Consider the following 16,734-nt stretch of genomic DNA (forward strand, 5'->3'; position numbering starts at 1 on the left):
ATCCCCCTATTGTATTAGGGGGTTCTTTTTTTATAGAGGAAATCATTTTGAAATATAAAAACATATATGAAAGGTAGTAAACGAGGGAATAGAGGATAACAAATATTCTAAGAAGGGAAGAGTGTTCTTAAAGCTCTTTTTGCATCTATTCCTTCAAAAATAAATAATACAAGATCTCTCTTTTTTACAGTAAGGAAAAAGGATACTAGAGTGCTTAAGTTTTTAATAGAAGTAAGTGTTCCGTGTTTACTTATAAATACATTCGTTTGAAATGTTGTCATTAAAGCATAAAAATGATGAATCTGAGTTATTGTAGGTGTTTCATTATAAGAAATAGTAGTAGAGTGAATGGCGTTCATCGTAATATTCCTTTCCATATAGTAAGCATAACAATATAAACATACCCGTTTAAAAAAATGTTAAACATATAAATAAGAAAAAATATAATTATAGTTTTTTACGTTTAGAAAAGGTTAGGAAGGGTATACATATACTACAAAGAGATTAACTGAAGATGAATTGTAAGATGTCTATGTTTAGTAGATTAGTCTATCAAAATATACTTTTACTTTAAATAAAAAGGAGCCTGGTATACATGAATGAAATGATGATTAATATTACATTTGATTTAATTTACTTGTTAAGTAGTTCACTTGTAGTGCTTTTACTATTCGCTTTTTTCGTAAATGGTTATGTTAATAAAAAGATTAGTGTATACAGAAATGAAGAAAAATAAAGATACATTATATAAAACTTTAGGAGGTTAATAGTTATGAATGTAGATAGAAAAATAGTAGGTGTTTTTAGAACAATTGATGATGCGGCACTCGTTATTAATGAATTAAATGAAAAAGGATACTCAGCAGATAACATTTCAGCTATTGCGAAAGATCAAAAGGAAATTGAACATCTGGAAGAAAAATCGGGTGAAAAAGTGAATAGCGAAACTGCACATAAAGCAGATATCTTTTCAGCGACAGGGCTTGTAGCTGGAGGAGTAGCAGGCGGACTCGGTGGTTTATTAACAGGTCTTGGTATACTTGCCGTTTCTGGAATGGGTCCAATTGTAGCAGCAGGACCAATCGCAGCAGCTATTGGAGGAGCTGGTATTGGCGGAGGAGCTGGAAGTTTAATAGGAGCATTTATCGGCTTAGGAATCCCTGAAGACCATGCTAAAAAGTATGAAGAATATATTTACGATGGAAATATATTAATTTTAGTAGATGCAAAATTAGATGATAAGTTAGAAATCTATAAAATATTTGATAAGCATAATGCCTATAACTCTGATTTCTTTAAATAAAATGTAAACAAAGTGAATATCGTTTTTGATCTTACAACTTTGGCGCGGCCGAGGAGTCGTATGACTATAAGAGAGGAAGGGCTTATAGTAAAAGATCAAGTCCTATTATGATATTGAGAAGGGAAGAGGTGTCTATTCGTGATTGTAAAAATATTAAAGGATAGTAGTAATAGTTTCCTTTGCACAGTTCAAAGTAAAAATGGAGATCAGTATGTGAAAAAATGGTTTAGTAAACATGAAAATAATAAAGAATTAGGGCGACCAACTTTTAAAGAAGTAGAAAAGGATTGGAAAGAAAATAGAGACTCGTTTATGTATCCCAATATTAAAGCGCTTTATTAAAATGAAACATAAAGCGCGTTTTATTATTACAAAATTGTCACACTCCTGTAAGGTAATTCAATAGATTAGTTACTTTTTCCATGTCATAATAAAGACATAAGAAAGCTAATTAAAACTACAACTTATTAGGAGAGTGTCAGTCATGATTGTAACAACAACGTCTGGAATTCAAGGTAAAGAAATTATTGAGTATATCGATATTGTAAATGGTGAAGCTATTATGGGTGCAAATATTGTCCGCGATTTATTCGCTTCTGTTCGTGATGTTGTCGGTGGTCGTGCTGGTTCTTATGAAAGTAAGCTAAAAGAAGCTCGTGATATTGCGATGGACGAAATGAAAGAACTTGCAAAACAAAAAGGTGCGAACGCTATCGTTGGTGTTGACGTAGATTACGAAGTTGTTCGTGATGGAATGTTAATGGTTGCTGTAAGTGGTACAGCTGTACGTATATAAGTAAATAAAAAACAGGCTCACCCCTTGAAGTTTATGCTTTGAGGGGGTTTTTATTTTTCTTTTGTTCATGACTAAAGTTAAAATAGAGAAGGGCCGATGTACTAGCTCGCTTATTTCAAATGTAGTATATTATTTCTTAAGAAAAAGTGATAAAATGGAATTTTTTGTATTTAAAGAAGGTGTTAACTTTATGACAAATAATAAAATTGCTATTTGAGATATGAAGAGAATTAGTGGTATGAATAATTTTAGAAAGTGTATAGTTGATAAAAATAAACGATGGAGTATGTAAAGAGTTATATTACATAAAATTTATTATGAATGGAGGCGGTTACACTATGTTTTGGTTAGGATGTTTTTTAGGCTACATTGTAGGTTCTGTTATTACATGTGCGCTACTTTACTTTGGATATAGATCCAATGAAAATAAAAAAGCGGATATGCAAAAAGGGAAGGAGAGAAAAATCAATAAAAGAGGTGTATAGTAGGCGAAAGGTAAGGTGATAACATTGATGCAAAAATAAAGGACAGTTACATATTTTATATGATTACTATGTACTGTCCCACTTATTCCTTTTGGATTAGGAAAAATTGTTTCCTGTCTTGCTATAAAATTCATAGGCAAAAAAACAAATAAATAGCCTATTCCGGATCCTAAACTCACTGCAAGAAGTGAATAATCCGGGAAAAACATGCCGAAAATCAAACCGATTATACAGCCGACAAGCATTCCTATCGGTATGAAACTGTCTAATAAAATTTGAGCCTCATTTGATTTTTTCTTACCCAATTTGCCGTGCTTATATTTATGTTCCAATCTTTTTATTACAAATACTACAATTCCGCCGACTAGTATAATAGGCCAAATTGCCGAAATGAACCACATGTTAGAAGCTCCTTTCACCTTTCAATATAATTGTACCAAAAAATTACAATTATAGACTGCTAAACGTACTATCTAGTCTATTTAAAAGGTAAATGCAAAAGACTTCTTCTTTTGCATTTAATAACTCGTCAAAAACACTTTCCGATACGATAAACTTAACTAAATCTATACAATTCAATCAAATTTACACAAGTTAGTGCTTCATCGTGTTCTCGCAACCCCGAAGGGACGAGGGGTATAACACTCCACACGAGGCAGTATCGTTACCTCCTATTATCAAGCATTTATTTTACCCATCTTGATAAATTTATCGCAGCATTTACATCCCTATCGTGATAGCTATTGCATGAAGCACAACACCACTCACGTATTTTTAAGCTCCACTGTCCTTCTGGTTGAACTGAATGGTCGTATTTTACGCCACAATATGAGCAAATCTTGCTTGAAGCGAACCATTTATCAGCTTTTACATACGCAATGCCGTACTTCTAGCACTTGTATGACAAACATTGAAAGAAGAAGTGTAATTTTTGAAATGAAAATGCTTTCGATAGTTTTTTGTTTTTTAACAGGTTTGAAATAGATAAGTCTTCCACAACAATCCTCATTGGTTTGGTTTTCGCCAATTTAGCTGTTGCTTGATGGATATGGTTATTTCGGATATTCATAATTTTCCTAGATAACCGCAGGTGCTCAGCTTTCGCTTTTTCATATCCAGCAGATTGAATTTTCACACCTTTTTTAAATCTCCTAGACATATCTCTTTGCGCTGACTTTTTCCTTTTCAAAAGTTTTTTAACCTTGGCGTCTTTGTTTATATTTCGTTCTTTCGTACCATTAGAAGCTACAAACAGCTCTTTTAAACCAACATCCACACCGATTGACTCATTGGTTAGTTCTTGTGATTCAAAGTCTTCTTGGAACCCCACACTAATCCACCAGTGACGACCATCAAAGGTAACTCTTGGATTGGATGGTTTTTTATTTCTTGGTAGTTGTTGGCTTGTTTTCACTTCTCCAATAGACTGAATATGAACGACTTTTTTTCCTATAATCAGTCTTTCATAATTGGCATAAAATCCTTGGATCAAATCTTTTTTTGATTTATAAGAAGTGTGAGAACCATTTTTGTACTTTTTGAACGAATTTTTTCTCGCCGTATCAAAATCTTTTGAAGCCTGTTTAGGAACTTGTGCATTAATGTCTTTTAACCACTCATATCTCTTTCGCTTCTTGATCTTTGTAAATCGTTTCTGTAAAGCTAACTGTGAAACAGATTTTCCAACTAGCTTATAGTATCTATCACTCATTCTTTTACAATAGTTATAAGCGAATCTTGCAGCACCGGCATGTTTTTTTAGCACTTGTTCTTGTTCAGGCGTTGGAATCAGTCTAACTTTCTTCGCCAATATCATCAGAATGTAACTCCTTTAATGAAAGATTTGTTCTTCTGAATCGTAGCGTGTTCCACCAGCATTCTCCTGAGACTACTCGGATGCAAACCTGTTAATTCTGATACTTGACTAACTCGTAAAAATTTCATTATTATTCTTACCTCATTGAATCCACCATAGCGCATACGTTCGATATATTCAATGAGGTTTGATAGATTTAATTAAATTTATCTCGTTCAACTAAGGGCGCAATTCCTTAGCCAGTTCTCTTATGAACTTCTCATGTTTTCACATGAGCGCAGACTATATGTTTATCTAATTAAAGATAGAGGATTTTTCCACCACCATAGGCTTGTGATGTACTCTCGTCAGTTATACGAGATAGTCGTTGAACGTTCATCTTATCACTTTTGACTTAGATGATTCGAGGCGGAAGACCCATTGTTCTAGTGTTTAGGATTTAACCTTGCACCATCTGATTGATTTTTTCTGCTTTCGCGACATTCACGCTCACTATTTCTAGCCACGTTGTAGTTCAATCAGCTTTAGGGATTGCCCGCAGTTAACCCTCACTACTAGCCAATCACTTGACTAGCAGGGCTTACTGATATATTTAATTAACTTTCGTTATAATTGGTTAAATAAATCGTAACAGTTAGTTACCCTTTCGTTTTCTCAGCGGACTGCACAACATCAACTGCCGCTTTCACATCCGCTAAGTCATATGTAGAATGGACTTTCATAAAACGTAATTGCTCATTTTCTACTAGACGAATTAAGTGACGAAACGTCTCCTGCCATTTATATGCTGACACATTTTTATTCCAATGTCGTAAATGAAATATGTTTGCGTGTACTTTTGCTTTTGTGACAATCTCGGCCCAGTTCACTTGTATTCCTGATAGAAGACCGATCGTTAAAAAATGCCCGTTTGGACGTAAGGAAAAAGCTAATTCATTTCCATCCGGTCCTCCGATAGAATCAATCGCAGCATCCGCACCAATCCCGTTTGTTAATTCCATAACAGTTTCATAAAGCGGGGCAGTGGAAGTATCAATTACATATGCAGCACCAAGGCGCAGTAATTCTTCTGTATGCTTATTATTTCTTGTAACGGCAATTAATCGGAAATTTAAAATTTGGGATAACTGCGCAAATAGATGTCCAATAGCGGACCCACAAGCATTCACTAATAAAACGTCATTACGCTGTAAGTTTAACGTTTCTGTACAAGTAACCCACGCCGTAAGGGGATTAATATACATTTGTGCCGCTGTGAAATCATCAATGGAATCAGGAATAGGGACTACAAAATCAGCTGATGTCTTCACATATTCTTGCCAAGTACCTTCCCCGCGTAAAGGTAACACTCGTTTACCGATAAGCTCTCGAGAAACAAAAGCGCCAACATTTTCTACAATACCAACACCTTCATAGCCAGGTATGTTAGGTAAAGGAATTCTATGAGCGTACGCTCCTGTGATGGGAATTAAGTCAGATGGATTAATCGGTCTAACTAGCATACGGACGAAAACTTCATTATCTTTCAGTGGTTCTATATTTTTATATTCAACTTGTAATACGTCTTTTGGATTGCCAAACTTATGAAATTGAATGCATGTTCCAAGCAAAGTAATTTGCCCCCTTAGTTTGATTGGGTTTATTATAGCATTTTTAGTTTGGGTGGTTACTTTGTTAGTGATAAATAGGGTTTTTAATTTACGTATTTATCAGAATTTTATAAAATGTGTATATAACTATAAAATGGGGGGATTTCTTCATGTGTACTAGTTTGACGTTACAAACTAAAAATTTCCAACATCTTTTTGCGAGAACAATGGATTTCACATTAGATATGAATCAGGAAGTAATAATCATTCCTCGGCGTTATCAGTGGAACAATATAACTGGTGAAACTATCCGAGCGAAAAAGGCTGTTGTCGGAATGGGAATTAATCATGAAGGAAGGGTCATTATGGCGGACGGAGTAAATGAAGCTGGTATGACGTGTGCCACTCTCTATTTCCCGGGATTCGCTACTTATAGTAACAGTATAGATAACCATAAAACGAATTTAGCGCCATTTGATTTTGTGGCTTGGAGCCTCACGCAATTTAATTCTGTTGAAGAGTTAAAAAAATCTGTTGATAACATTTCCCTTATAGATATACCATTACCAGTTTTAGGAATTACCCCACCGCTACATTGGATTTTAGCAGATAAATGGGGAGAGTGTATTGTACTTGAGCCGACAACTGATGGACTAAAAATGTATGACAATCCATTAGGAGTGATGACTAATAGTCCGGAGTTTAATTGGCATTTACAAAATTTAAGACAATATATTGGACTTAAATCGCAGCCATTTGCGCCAACGGAGTGGGGAGATGTACCATTAAGTGCTTTTGGCCAAGGTTCAGGAACGATGGGACTTCCTGGAGATTTTACCCCGCCATCAAGATTTGTGCGGGCAGCATATGGAAAACAAAACATTCAAGGTATAGAGAACGAAGAAGAGGGGATATCTGCTATTTTTCATATCTTATCAAATTGTGAGGTTCCTAAAGGGTCAGTAATAACAGAAGACGGAACATTAGATAATACCATCTATACGAGTGCAATGTGTATGGAATCTGGAACATATTATTACCATACTTACGATTGTAGACAAATTATAGCTATTCATTTATTCCATGAAAATTTAGATACAGCTGAGATTAAAACTTATCCGTTTCAGCGGAAACAAAAAATATTTTATGAAAACTGAAGCGCCCCTGAAAAAGTGAAACTAATAAAAACACCTCCATTTAATTTGCATACTTAGTATGCGAATTTAGGAGGTGTTTTTTATTATATGCCACTATTCGGATTCGTTTTATTTTTTACTTTTCTATTAAGCCGAAGCTCTCTTCATTCTCTCCAGTAAACTAGACAACACATGCGTACGATACGATTCTAGTTTTTTACCTTCATAAGTACGGATACCTAATTTTTTAAGTTCTTTTACATACCAACCTTTGCTTCCGAAATACATGTGATCGCTCCCCTTCAACTTTGTTTTATTTATTCTGATTGCATATGGAGGTACAGGTAATATAATGAAGGAAATGAATTTCGCGCGAAAATGGTTAACTTTGTTGCAAAAGACATATATACTAAAGATAGTATACAACGAGGTGGACAAGACGTGATTATAGAGAAGCACGAAATTCAAATTGACCAAATTACTAGCGGTAAAGTGAATATCTTTACTTTCTATCGAAATAGAAAGCAAATTGATGATCATTTTTTACGATTGCAAGAACCATCGCTTACAGCAAACTACTTCTTCCATTTTCATTTTGATGCAGAGAGCTTGCATCTACTGCAGAAAGAGTTTCCGAGCGTATATCCGTACGACGGTAGTGAAACGATTCACGACTGGACGGAAAAGATGAAAGCAGAATTGCAACATCAGATCCAAACAGGTAAATGGAATAAACGCGTACGTATCGGTAATCGTATTCTAGATGTGGTGTTTACGTGGTGTGACGAAGATATAGTAGAGTGAAAAAGAAGCGGATGACGCTTCTTTTTTTAGCGCTGGAATAAAACGAGCTTACCTGCAGTAGATGTACAGCGATGTGTTTTTTCATACAATCCTTTTTCTTGTAAGATAGATTCACCTTTTGCTTTCGCTTCTTTTTCAGTTGCCGCCTCGAATGATTCGTCTAATGCTTTTGAACCATCTTTTTCAAAGACTGTTAGAACGTATACTCCCATGAAAATTCCCTCCAATATTTAAAATCAGAATCTTATAATTATTTTGACATAAAATACTACAATATGCAAAGAAATATATGACATTGCGTGGTAAAATAGAATGAAACTTTAATCATCGAGAATATTTTTATTCTCGATGATTATTAGTTTTCAGCGATTTAAATTTTGATAAAATGAAACTTTTGAAAGATAGAAAGGATCGTTATTTGTGAAACAAGTAAAGTTTATACATGCGGCTGATTTGCATTTGGATAGTCCGTTTAAAGGGATGGAGATGAATGTTACGCAGTCTGTGTGGGAGAGAATGAAGCAAAGTACGTTTGAATCATTTGAGCGTATTGTTGATAAAGCGATTCAAGAGCGCGTTGATTTCGTATTACTAGCTGGGGATTTGTATGATGCGGAGACGAGAAGTTTGAGGGCGCAAGTGTTTGTGCGTGAGCAAATGAAGAGACTTTCGCAATACGATATCCCTGTTTTTATTATTCACGGTAACCATGATCATTTAGGGGGAAGCTGGGCAGCAATTGAGTTTTCGGAAAATGTTCATGTATTTACTGAGCCTTATGTAGAAGAGAAATCATTTTATAAAAATGGTGAGCTATTAGCTTCTATTTATGGTTTTAGTTATTTGCAGCAAGCGGTAACGGATAATATGACAGCGCAGTATACGAAAATGAGTGATGCGCCTTTTCATATTGGTATGCTTCACGGAAGTGTGGAAGGAGATGCAGAGCATAATCGCTATGCACCGTTTCAAATTCGTGAGTTGAAAGAAAAACAGTTTGATTATTGGGCTCTTGGCCATATACATAAACGTGAAATTTTATCAGAAGAACCATACATTATTTATCCAGGGAACATACAAGGTCGTCATCGTAAGGAAACAGGCGAGAAGGGTGCATACCTTATTGAACTTACGAAAAAAGGATCGCAGTGTTCATTTTTCCATACGGCAGATGTTGTATGGGACGAAATCGAGGTTGGTATTGATGGACTTGACACTGTTGATGAACTTATGACAAGCATATCTACTGCGATGAATGAATGCCGAAGAGAAGAGGAAGGTACGCTATTAACTGTCGTATTTACAGGACAAGGCCCACTTTCACCTTATTTGCGCGACGAAAAGCGTGTGGAAGAGATTTTTCACATTTTAGCATCTGGAGAAGAGCGAAAAGATTTCGTATATGCAATGAAGTGGAAAAATGAGACGGTTTCTTTTGCGGAAATCGAACGTTTGAAAGCGGAAAATCATTTCGTCGGTAGTGTGCTAAAGGAGTTAGAAGCTTTCACTAATATGGACGGAGTATTGCGCACTATTTGGACATCTCCTGTAGCGCGTAATAGTATTGAATCTTTTACAGAAGAAGAGAAGAAAGAGATTCAAAAGGAAGCAGAAAATATTATTTTAGAACAATTATTCCAGCAAGAGAGGGATAAAAAATGAGAATTGAAAAACTCCATATTTATGGGTACGGAAAATTAGAAAATGTGGAAATGGATCTTTCCTTGCTGACAGTGTTATACGGTGAAAATGAAGCGGGGAAATCGACAATTCGCTCATTTATGAAAAGTATTTTATTCGGTTTTCCGACGAGAGGACAGCGCCGTTATGAGCCGAAAGAAGGCGGGAAGTATGGCGGTGCGATGACTGTGGAAACAGAGAAGTACGGCCGTTTGAAAATTGAACGGTTGCCAAAGACGGCAGCTGGCGAGGTGACCGTTTATTTTGAAGACGGGAAAACGGGCGGAGAAGAAATTTTAAACGATATATTAAGCGGGATGAATGAAAGTTTATTTGAATCTGTCTTTTCATTTGATATGCATGGCCTTCAAAACATTCATCAGCTTGGCGAAGCAGATATTGGCAATTATTTATTTTCGGCAAGTGCAGTCGGAAGTGATGCGCTATTGCAGTTAGATAAAAAGCTAGAAAAAGAAATGGACCAGCGCTTTAAGCCGAGTGGTCGTAAACCAGAAATTAACGTGTCACTGCAAGAGATGAAGAAACTTGAAGAGAAGATGAAAGAGTGGCAAGGGAAAATTGGCACGTATGAAAAACAGGTCGAGCAGTTAAAAGAAAGCGAAGAGAATCTTGCTTCTGTTCGCGGGGAAAAAGAGAGTGCAGAAAAACGAAAGCAAGATTATGAAATATTAGCAGCGCTTGAGCCACTCGTTATTGAAAAGCGTGCGCATGAGAAAGTATTAGAGAACGAGAGCGGGCAGTTTCCTGTAAACGGAATGGCGCGTTATGAAGCAATTAAGGCGAAGATGGAGCCGCTTCAATTACAAGTTGATTCGCTCCACAAGAAAATTGAGACAGTGCAATCGGAAATTGCCTCTATTCAAATAGATGAAGAGTTTTTACAAAAAGAAAGTTATGTAGAAGAACTTCGTATGCAGCATATGTCTTACGAAAATGCACGCCAAGAAATGCGTGATATGACAGGAAGTATTACGAATATAAAAGAAGAAATCGCAGAACTAGAACAACAAATTGGTGCTACTTTTGAAAAGGAAACAGTTCTTTCATTTGATATGAGTTTGGCAACGAAAGAGTTAATTACGCAAACAGTGCAAAAGGCGCGCGAATTAGAAACGCAAAAAGCACAGCTTGATGATCGTTTTAAAGTAGCGCAGGAGCAGTTAGAAGAACAAGAAGAAAACATAAGGCAGATTAAGCAACAAATGTTAGTGGATGAAGAGAGAAATGTGTTAGTTGAGAAAGAGAAATCGTTCCAAGATGCGGCGTTTATCGGTATGGGCGCAGAGAGAATGAAGCGCAAGTATGAGGAAAAAGCAGGAGCAGCTAAGCAAAAGAAAAAGCAGTGGCAAAGAGTTTGTCTTCTGTTACTCCTTATTAACACAGGCATTTTATTCACAAGCTTATTTATAGACAATCGACCGCTCTTATTTATTAGTGTCATTGTTTTTGTAGGGATTGTTCTCGCCCTTGTTTTATATAAAGATCCATCAAGTGGATTACAAGAAGAGCTCCTTACACTTCAGCAAAGTGCTGGCGGGAGACAAAGTGAAGAAGCGATGTCTGTTCGTTATCAGTTAGAAAAAGATGAAGAGATTCGGAAGTTATTTGAGCGCGAGTCTTATAAGTTACAGCAGTTGGAACGAGCGTATGATAAAGTCGTTTCATCGTATGAGGAATGGGAGAGAGAAACGTTCCAGGCGGGAGAACAAGTCGATGCATATAAAACGCGCTATATGTTTCCTGAATTTTATACGTATGCACACATATTGCCGGCGTTTGAGCGTATTGAAAAAATGCAGCAATTATATCGGGAGTTAGAGAAGCAAGGTACGCGAAAATCTTCATTATATGAAATGATTTCGCAATTTGAACATAAACTAGAAACTGTTATCGGTAGTGCGGAGTATAGTAAGCTACACGAGGCACAAAGCCGTATGCAAAATGAGAAAGAGAAGCGCCAAACTTGTAAGCAGTTAAAAGAAAAACTGGCGGAATGGCAAGAAGAATATGAGTTTATGCAAGAACAATTAAAGCAATTACTAATAGAACGAGATGGTTTATGGCATATTGCAGAGTCTACAGATGAAGAGATGTTTTTAGAAGCAGGTAAACTGGCGGAAAAACGTGAGGATGCAGTGAAACAAGTGGGGCGTTTATTACCGCAAATTGATCTGTTGGAACAGCGTTTAACGAGTTTATCATTAGCTGAACATTATGAAGCTGACGGTTATGAAGGAAAATTAAAGCAAGAAATTACAACTGTCCAAAACTGTCTTACGAAAGAGAAAGAACTGACAGAGCGTATTGCGAAACATCGTATGGAAATTGCGAATTTAGAAGAAGGTAGTACGTACGGCGATTTAATGCATGAATGGGAAATGAAAAAAGCGCAAGTGCGTGAACAAGTGAAGAAGTGGGCTGCTTATGCGGCCGCAAAGACAGTGTTAACGAAAACGAAGCACTATTATCATGAAGTTCATCTTCCTCGTATTTTACAAAAATCAGAAGAGTATTTCGTCTATTTAACAGGCGGACGCTATAGTAAAATCTTTTCACCGTCAGAGGCAGAACCGTTTATCGTTGAACGTAACGATGGTATGCGTTTTTACAGTCATGAACTAAGCCAAGCGACAGCGGAGCAGTTATATTTATCGCTGAGATTTGCACTCGCGAAAACATTCGAACATGATTATCCATTTATTATTGATGATAGTTTCGTGCATTTTGATGCGGTAAGGACGAATCGTACGATTGAACTTATAAAGGAAATTGCAAAGGATAGACAAGTCATATTCTTTACATGTCATGCGCATTTACTTGCGTATTTTCCAGAAAAACAGATTATAAAATTAACACATATGCGTAAAGAAAATGAGTTGTAGTGTGCTATACTAAAAGTAACTGATTTGGTGGAGGAATTCGAATGAAAAAGAAAATTGCAGAGTATGAAGTTGGTGAACAAGTCGATATTTTCTTGTTAATTAAAACAGCGACAAAAGGTATCGCAAGCAATGGAAAGCCATTTTTAACAGTAATCTTACAAGATCCAAGTGGAGATATTGAAGCGAAATTGTGGGACGTATCACCAGAAGTTGAGAAACAATATGTAGCGGAAACAATCGTGAAAGTAGCTGGTGATATTTTAAACTACAAAGGACGTATTCAATTACGTGTGAAACAAATTCGTGTTGCGAATGAAAATGAAGTAACAGACATCTCAGACTTCGTAGAAAAAGCACCAGTGAAAAAAGAAGATATGGTTGAGAAAATTACGCAATACATATTTGAAATGAGAAACCCGAACATTCAGCGTCTAACAAGACATTTATTAAATAAGCATCAAAACGAATTTTTAGACTATCCAGCAGCGACAAAGAACCATCACGAGTTCGTATCTGGACTAGCTTATCACGTCGTATCAATGCTTGATTTAGCGAAAGCTATTTCAAATCTATACCCATCTTTAGATAAAGACTTACTATATGCAGGCGTTATTTTACATGACCTTGGTAAAGTAATCGAACTATCTGGCCCAATTTCTACAACGTATACGTTAGAAGGAAATTTACTAGGCCACATTTCTATTATGGTGAACGAAATTGGTAAAGCAGCAGACGAATTGCAAATCGATGCAGAAGAAGTATTAATTCTTCAACACATCGTCCTTTCGCACCACGGAAAAGCGGAATGGGGTAGCCCAAAACCACCATTAGTAAAAGAAGCAGAAATTCTGCACTACATCGATAACTTAGATGCAAAAATGAACATGATGGACCGCGCATTAGGACGCACAAAACCAGGCGAATACACAGAGCGTGTCTTCGCACTTGATAATCGTTCGTTCTATAAGCCGACGTTCCATAATTAATAATGTGAATCAAATGGCCTCATTAAGTGGTAATAAGCTTAGTGGGGCTGTTGTATAATGATAATAAAGTTATTGAATTTTGATTATTAAAAAGCTAAGAGCCTTACTACATTCTACGTAGCAAGGCTCTTTAAAGTTGTTTCAAATTACATCCATCTGTTCGTTCAAGTGTAACTATTCGCAATTATTTGATATTATATAGGTGAATAGAAAGATACATTAAAAATTAGTTTCGTAGTTGTAAAAGGAGGTTATTTATATTATTCTCTTATAATTTTCCAAAAGGGAGAGTTTATGAAAAAGATTATTGTTTTTGTATTAACGATATTTATATTATTCTCAGGATTCGCAACACAAAGTTATGCGTTGTCAGATTCGCAATCTGCGGCAATACAAGCGTTGCTAGATGATGCCTGTCGTATATCAGGTGTGCCGGGAATGTCAATCTCAATACTTGCTGATGATGAAGTGTTCTACTTTTCTTCAGGGTATGCAGACCGTGAAAAGGGGTTGTCTGCAAGTGAAAATACACTCTATGAGTTAGCCTCGGTCAGTAAAGCTTTTACCGGTATGGGTATTATGCTATTGGAAGAGCAAGGGCTGCTCTCAATGACTGACCCTGTCCAAAAGTATTTACCTTGGTTTACATTAAAGTATCAAGGGAAACCTGTTGATATGCAAAGTCTTACACTAAATAACTTTCTTCACCATACCAGTGGTCTAACAAATATTAGGCATACTCAAAATATTCCACAAGGCAATACACCGGATATGTTGCAAAAGACTGTGGAAATGCTCGTTGATGCTGAATTGGCGTTCCCTCCCGGTGAACAGTATAACTATGGAACCGTTAATTATGACGTATTGGGTTTGGTTATTGAGATTGTGTCGCGACAAAGCTATGAAGACTTTATGAAGGAACAGGTATTTCAGCCGCTAGGTCTTCACCAGACGTATGTTTATAAAGAAGATGCTCAAGCTACTGGACAGTTGGCACAGGGCTACCGTTCTTCCTTTTTTATGACAACTCCATTTAAAGCTCCGGATTATGCTGGGAATAAACCCGCAGGCTACATCATTTCTAATACAAAAGATATGGCTCGTTGGCTGGGCATACAGATGGGTATCGTGCAGGACATACCCGAAATATTTCACACGGTTATCGAAAAATCACATAGGGGTGATATGTCTGTTTCGGCTGTCAACGGTATGTATTATGCGGCAGGTTGGTCCGTAAATGCCGAACAAACGATTATAGAACACACTGGGGGCAATCCAAATTTCAGAACCGAAGTAGTCATACTGCCAAATGAACGAACAGCCGTCTCCTTGCTGAGCAACGGCACAAATACCAATACAAACATGGTACTAAAAGTTAAAGATATATTAGAAGGCAATCTAACTCAGTCATATGAAATAAGCGGCACACAGCTTTTGGATATCATTTTGTCGTCTATCACAATTATTTTTTGCCTATTGGCCGTTTTGCTATTTCTCTTAGGATTACGCAGAAGGAGAACGAATGAGCGACAGCCAATGACAAAAAAGAGAATAACCGTAACAGTTATTTTCCTGATCGCTACGATTGCTCTGGGTATACTGTGCTGCGCTTTCGATTGGTCAACAATACTTATGTGGCAAACATATAGTGTTCTTACAGCTTTGATTTCGTCAGCATTATTAACAGCAAGCATTACATGGTTTGTATACACTCACCGATAAAATACCTTGCTCCTAAGATAAGCATAATGTTAAGTCATTAAAGTCCGATTGGTGAGGGTTGATAATCAGTGGGGGGTGAAGAAAACCCCCACTGATTAAAGTTTCACTTTATTAAAAATGAAATAAAATAGTTAAGAAGTACGCATGGGTGTAACGAAGAACTAATAAAACATATCTTGCCACTAGAATGGGGGCATATCAACTTTTAAATTGAGTACCGCCAGCATTTCAGAAAAAATATGTTAAGCAAAAAATACAATAAGCTGTCCATATGGGCAGCTTATTTACATAATTCTCGATATTGGAAGTTGATTAATATCAGTTCATTTGTTTTTCGAAAGGAGTTATTTTGTTCGTTCAAAGATAATATCAAAGTAATTCGCGTACCCCATAGTTGGTGGCGCAAATAGTTGATTTTATAGGGGGAAAACCTGTAACTAAAGCCTAACATAGGTGTTTTTGTTTAAATTTTGCTTAATTCTCACTAGTAATTAACTAAAAATTTAGAAATCGTTATATAATGAATTTAATTTAAAATTAGGAGTGATTAAATTGCCAGATATGATAAACCTCGTTCTTTTCATCATTATAGCGAGGTGTTAAAACTTCTAATAGAAAGCATATTCGATTAAGAAAGAAGGGGTAGTTATGAAAACTAGTGAAGAAACGCATTGGCAAAGGTTTAAACGTAAGAGTAAATCCCCGAAAGAGTGGTTAAAGAAAGTATACGAATTTTTTATTAATGAACACGTATGGGATGCTATCTTTAAAGTGTTCCTTAAACTAGTATGGGCAGTAAAAGGTATGGGGAAAAGCTTGAAACGGGTAATAGAAAACATATTCAATTAAATTCTATTCTTTCATAATTTCCTCATACGATCGATAATTTCCAATAAATTTGTTTTATATAATGGAGTGTGAATACGACAGTTGATACAGCAATGGCTATAATACCTATATGTGCGTAAAAATTGAAGTAATCATATTTCTGGAAGAAAAATTCAAGGACAGGAAATAAAAGAGTAAGACTAGCAATTAATATTAATTGTTCTTTTTTCATTATCATGCCTCCTTCTTTGTATAATTCAGCATTGATAGAAACAATTCCTATATGAATATCCTATACATGATCAGTTAACATAACGTCCTATTATCGGTAGCAAGGAAAAAGGAGGAACCCTACTCTCACAAGGGAACCTCCTTTTTTTGTGCTATCAATCTATGCAATTTTTTATACATTCCTATTCTGGTGCGGTTTTAGGGTTCTTGTCTGTTATTGGATTAACGAAAAAACTGTATAAAATCTCGCATACTCTTAGCGTGTTTTTTTCAAAAATGCTGGCGATATCTCACATCCATCAACTTATGAATTTTATAATGTCCTCAAACCAAGAATTTCTCGTGTTTTTAGTCCAAAATGTTATTTAATAAAAAAATATCTCGAATTTGAGATAAATTACTTGCTTTTTAATCACTTGAGTTGTAAAGTGATAGTAACGAAAGCGATTGAGTCA

16 protein-coding genes and 2 pseudogenes are annotated in these 16,734 nt (G+C 36.1%); 11 read left to right on the forward strand and 7 right to left on the reverse strand.

All coding sequences use genetic code 11. The features are described from left to right. Positions 1 to 107: 107 nt before the first annotated feature. The gene (locus DN407_RS05095) at positions 108 to 359 is read right to left on the reverse strand and encodes a hypothetical protein (protein WP_000991357.1); all 252 of its coding nucleotides are present in this window, start codon (positions 357 to 359) and stop codon (positions 108 to 110) included. 236 nt (positions 360 to 595) lie between these two features. Here DN407_RS05095 and DN407_RS31510 point away from each other — a divergent pair, with 236 nt between their 5' ends. From DN407_RS31510 to DN407_RS05110, 4 genes are all read left to right on the forward strand, one after another. Continuing rightward, positions 596 to 736: a hypothetical protein gene (locus tag DN407_RS31510; RefSeq protein ID WP_001004571.1), complete on the forward strand. Its 141-nt coding sequence runs from the start codon at positions 596 to 598 to the stop codon at positions 734 to 736. 36 nt (positions 737 to 772) lie between these two features. Continuing rightward, positions 773 to 1,303: a general stress protein gene (locus tag DN407_RS05100; protein ID WP_001100100.1), complete on the forward strand. Its 531-nt coding sequence runs from the start codon at positions 773 to 775 to the stop codon at positions 1,301 to 1,303. 138 nt (positions 1,304 to 1,441) lie between these two features. Next, positions 1,442 to 1,645 carry a DUF4028 family protein gene (locus DN407_RS05105; RefSeq protein WP_000635860.1) on the forward strand — a complete coding sequence of 68 codons (204 nt, stop codon included), beginning with the start codon at positions 1,442 to 1,444 and terminating at the stop codon, positions 1,643 to 1,645. Positions 1,646 to 1,787: 142 nt separating this feature from the next. Continuing rightward, complete coding sequence (locus DN407_RS05110) at positions 1,788 to 2,099, forward strand: YbjQ family protein (RefSeq protein ID WP_000637511.1); 312 nt, start codon at positions 1,788 to 1,790, stop codon at positions 2,097 to 2,099. A gap of 581 nt (positions 2,100 to 2,680) precedes the next feature. Here DN407_RS05110 and DN407_RS05115 read toward each other — a convergent pair. The 3 genes and pseudogenes from DN407_RS05115 to DN407_RS05125 all read right to left on the reverse strand — a co-directional run bounded on the left by DN407_RS05115 (position 2,681) and on the right by DN407_RS05125 (position 6,010). Beyond that, positions 2,681 to 2,985 (reverse strand): annotated as a pseudogene (locus DN407_RS05115) (hypothetical protein). 284 nt (positions 2,986 to 3,269) lie between these two features. Further along, positions 3,270 to 4,400: pseudogene (locus DN407_RS05120) on the reverse strand (RNA-guided endonuclease InsQ/TnpB family protein). A gap of 638 nt (positions 4,401 to 5,038) precedes the next feature. Beyond that, a complete protein-coding gene (locus DN407_RS05125) occupies positions 5,039 to 6,010 on the reverse strand; it encodes a zinc-dependent alcohol dehydrogenase family protein (RefSeq protein ID WP_098280380.1) in 972 nt (323 codons plus the stop codon). 149 nt (positions 6,011 to 6,159) lie between these two features. Here DN407_RS05125 and bsh point away from each other — a divergent pair, with 149 nt between their 5' ends. Next, positions 6,160 to 7,146 (forward strand): choloylglycine hydrolase, encoded by a 987-nt coding sequence (gene bsh / locus DN407_RS05130; RefSeq protein WP_000337594.1) that lies wholly within the window; start codon positions 6,160 to 6,162, stop codon positions 7,144 to 7,146. Positions 7,147 to 7,272: 126 nt separating this feature from the next. Here the strand turns inward: bsh and DN407_RS05135 are convergent, their stop codons facing one another. Continuing rightward, entirely contained in the window at positions 7,273 to 7,413 is a 141-nt protein-coding gene (locus DN407_RS05135) for a YflJ family protein (protein ID WP_000273537.1), read from the reverse strand. Between the two features lie 153 nt (positions 7,414 to 7,566). Here DN407_RS05135 and DN407_RS05140 point away from each other — a divergent pair, with 153 nt between their 5' ends. Then, complete coding sequence (locus DN407_RS05140) at positions 7,567 to 7,929, forward strand: hypothetical protein (RefSeq protein WP_000582785.1); 363 nt, start codon at positions 7,567 to 7,569, stop codon at positions 7,927 to 7,929. A 26-nt stretch (positions 7,930 to 7,955) separates the two neighbouring features. Here DN407_RS05140 and DN407_RS05145 read toward each other — a convergent pair whose 3' ends face one another. After that, positions 7,956 to 8,141 (reverse strand): YhzD family protein, encoded by a 186-nt coding sequence (locus DN407_RS05145; protein WP_000539552.1) that lies wholly within the window; start codon positions 8,139 to 8,141, stop codon positions 7,956 to 7,958. A gap of 208 nt (positions 8,142 to 8,349) precedes the next feature. On the opposite strand from DN407_RS05145, the gene DN407_RS05150 reads away from it, so the two are divergent. The 5 genes from DN407_RS05150 (at position 8,350) to DN407_RS05170 (ending at position 16,069) form a co-directional block, all read left to right on the forward strand. Then, a complete protein-coding gene (locus DN407_RS05150; RefSeq protein ID WP_000815728.1) occupies positions 8,350 to 9,591 on the forward strand; it encodes a metallophosphoesterase family protein in 1,242 nt (413 codons plus the stop codon). After that, positions 9,588 to 12,512 (forward strand): ATP-binding protein, encoded by a 2,925-nt coding sequence (locus tag DN407_RS05155; protein WP_149216077.1) that lies wholly within the window; start codon positions 9,588 to 9,590, stop codon positions 12,510 to 12,512. Before DN407_RS05150 ends, DN407_RS05155 begins: the two co-directional genes overlap by 4 nt. Positions 12,513 to 12,553: 41 nt before the next feature. Further along, positions 12,554 to 13,498: a 3'-5' exoribonuclease YhaM gene (yhaM, locus tag DN407_RS05160; RefSeq protein ID WP_000726639.1), complete on the forward strand. Its 945-nt coding sequence runs from the start codon at positions 12,554 to 12,556 to the stop codon at positions 13,496 to 13,498. A gap of 294 nt (positions 13,499 to 13,792) precedes the next feature. After that, the gene (locus DN407_RS05165) at positions 13,793 to 15,220 is read left to right on the forward strand and encodes a serine hydrolase domain-containing protein (RefSeq protein WP_098286233.1); all 1,428 of its coding nucleotides are present in this window, start codon (positions 13,793 to 13,795) and stop codon (positions 15,218 to 15,220) included. A gap of 648 nt (positions 15,221 to 15,868) precedes the next feature. Beyond that, complete coding sequence (locus tag DN407_RS05170; RefSeq protein ID WP_000858032.1) at positions 15,869 to 16,069, forward strand: hypothetical protein; 201 nt, start codon at positions 15,869 to 15,871, stop codon at positions 16,067 to 16,069. 22 nt (positions 16,070 to 16,091) lie between these two features. On the opposite strand, the gene DN407_RS05175 is transcribed toward DN407_RS05170, so the two are convergent. After that, positions 16,092 to 16,280: a hypothetical protein gene (locus DN407_RS05175; RefSeq protein WP_000712159.1), complete on the reverse strand. Its 189-nt coding sequence runs from the start codon at positions 16,278 to 16,280 to the stop codon at positions 16,092 to 16,094. Positions 16,281 to 16,734: the final 454 nt, after the last annotated feature.

Origin of the sequence: Bacillus sp. JAS24-2 (assembly GCF_008274905.1) — a bacterium.
In the GTDB taxonomy this organism is placed as follows: Bacteria; Bacillota; Bacilli; order Bacillales; family Bacillaceae_G; genus Bacillus_A; species Bacillus_A cereus.

Coding starts and splice junctions, on each gene's coding strand:
- DN407_RS05095 (WP_000991357.1), bottom strand. CDS start 359: ATGAACGCCATTCACTCTACTACTATTTCTTATAATGAAACACCTACA.
- DN407_RS31510 (WP_001004571.1), top strand. CDS start 596: ATGAATGAAATGATGATTAATATTACATTTGATTTAATTTACTTGTTA.
- DN407_RS05100 (WP_001100100.1), top strand. CDS start 773: ATGAATGTAGATAGAAAAATAGTAGGTGTTTTTAGAACAATTGATGAT.
- DN407_RS05110 (WP_000637511.1), top strand. CDS start 1,788: ATGATTGTAACAACAACGTCTGGAATTCAAGGTAAAGAAATTATTGAG.
- bsh (WP_000337594.1), top strand. CDS start 6,160: ATGTGTACTAGTTTGACGTTACAAACTAAAAATTTCCAACATCTTTTT.
- DN407_RS05135 (WP_000273537.1), bottom strand. CDS start 7,413: ATGTATTTCGGAAGCAAAGGTTGGTATGTAAAAGAACTTAAAAAATTA.
- DN407_RS05145 (WP_000539552.1), bottom strand. CDS start 8,141: ATGGGAGTATACGTTCTAACAGTCTTTGAAAAAGATGGTTCAAAAGCA.
- DN407_RS05155 (WP_149216077.1), top strand. CDS start 9,588: ATGAGAATTGAAAAACTCCATATTTATGGGTACGGAAAATTAGAAAAT.
- yhaM (WP_000726639.1), top strand. CDS start 12,554: ATGAAAAAGAAAATTGCAGAGTATGAAGTTGGTGAACAAGTCGATATT.
- DN407_RS05165 (WP_098286233.1), top strand. CDS start 13,793: ATGAAAAAGATTATTGTTTTTGTATTAACGATATTTATATTATTCTCA.
- DN407_RS05170 (WP_000858032.1), top strand. CDS start 15,869: ATGAAAACTAGTGAAGAAACGCATTGGCAAAGGTTTAAACGTAAGAGT.
- DN407_RS05175 (WP_000712159.1), bottom strand. CDS start 16,280: ATGAAAAAAGAACAATTAATATTAATTGCTAGTCTTACTCTTTTATTT.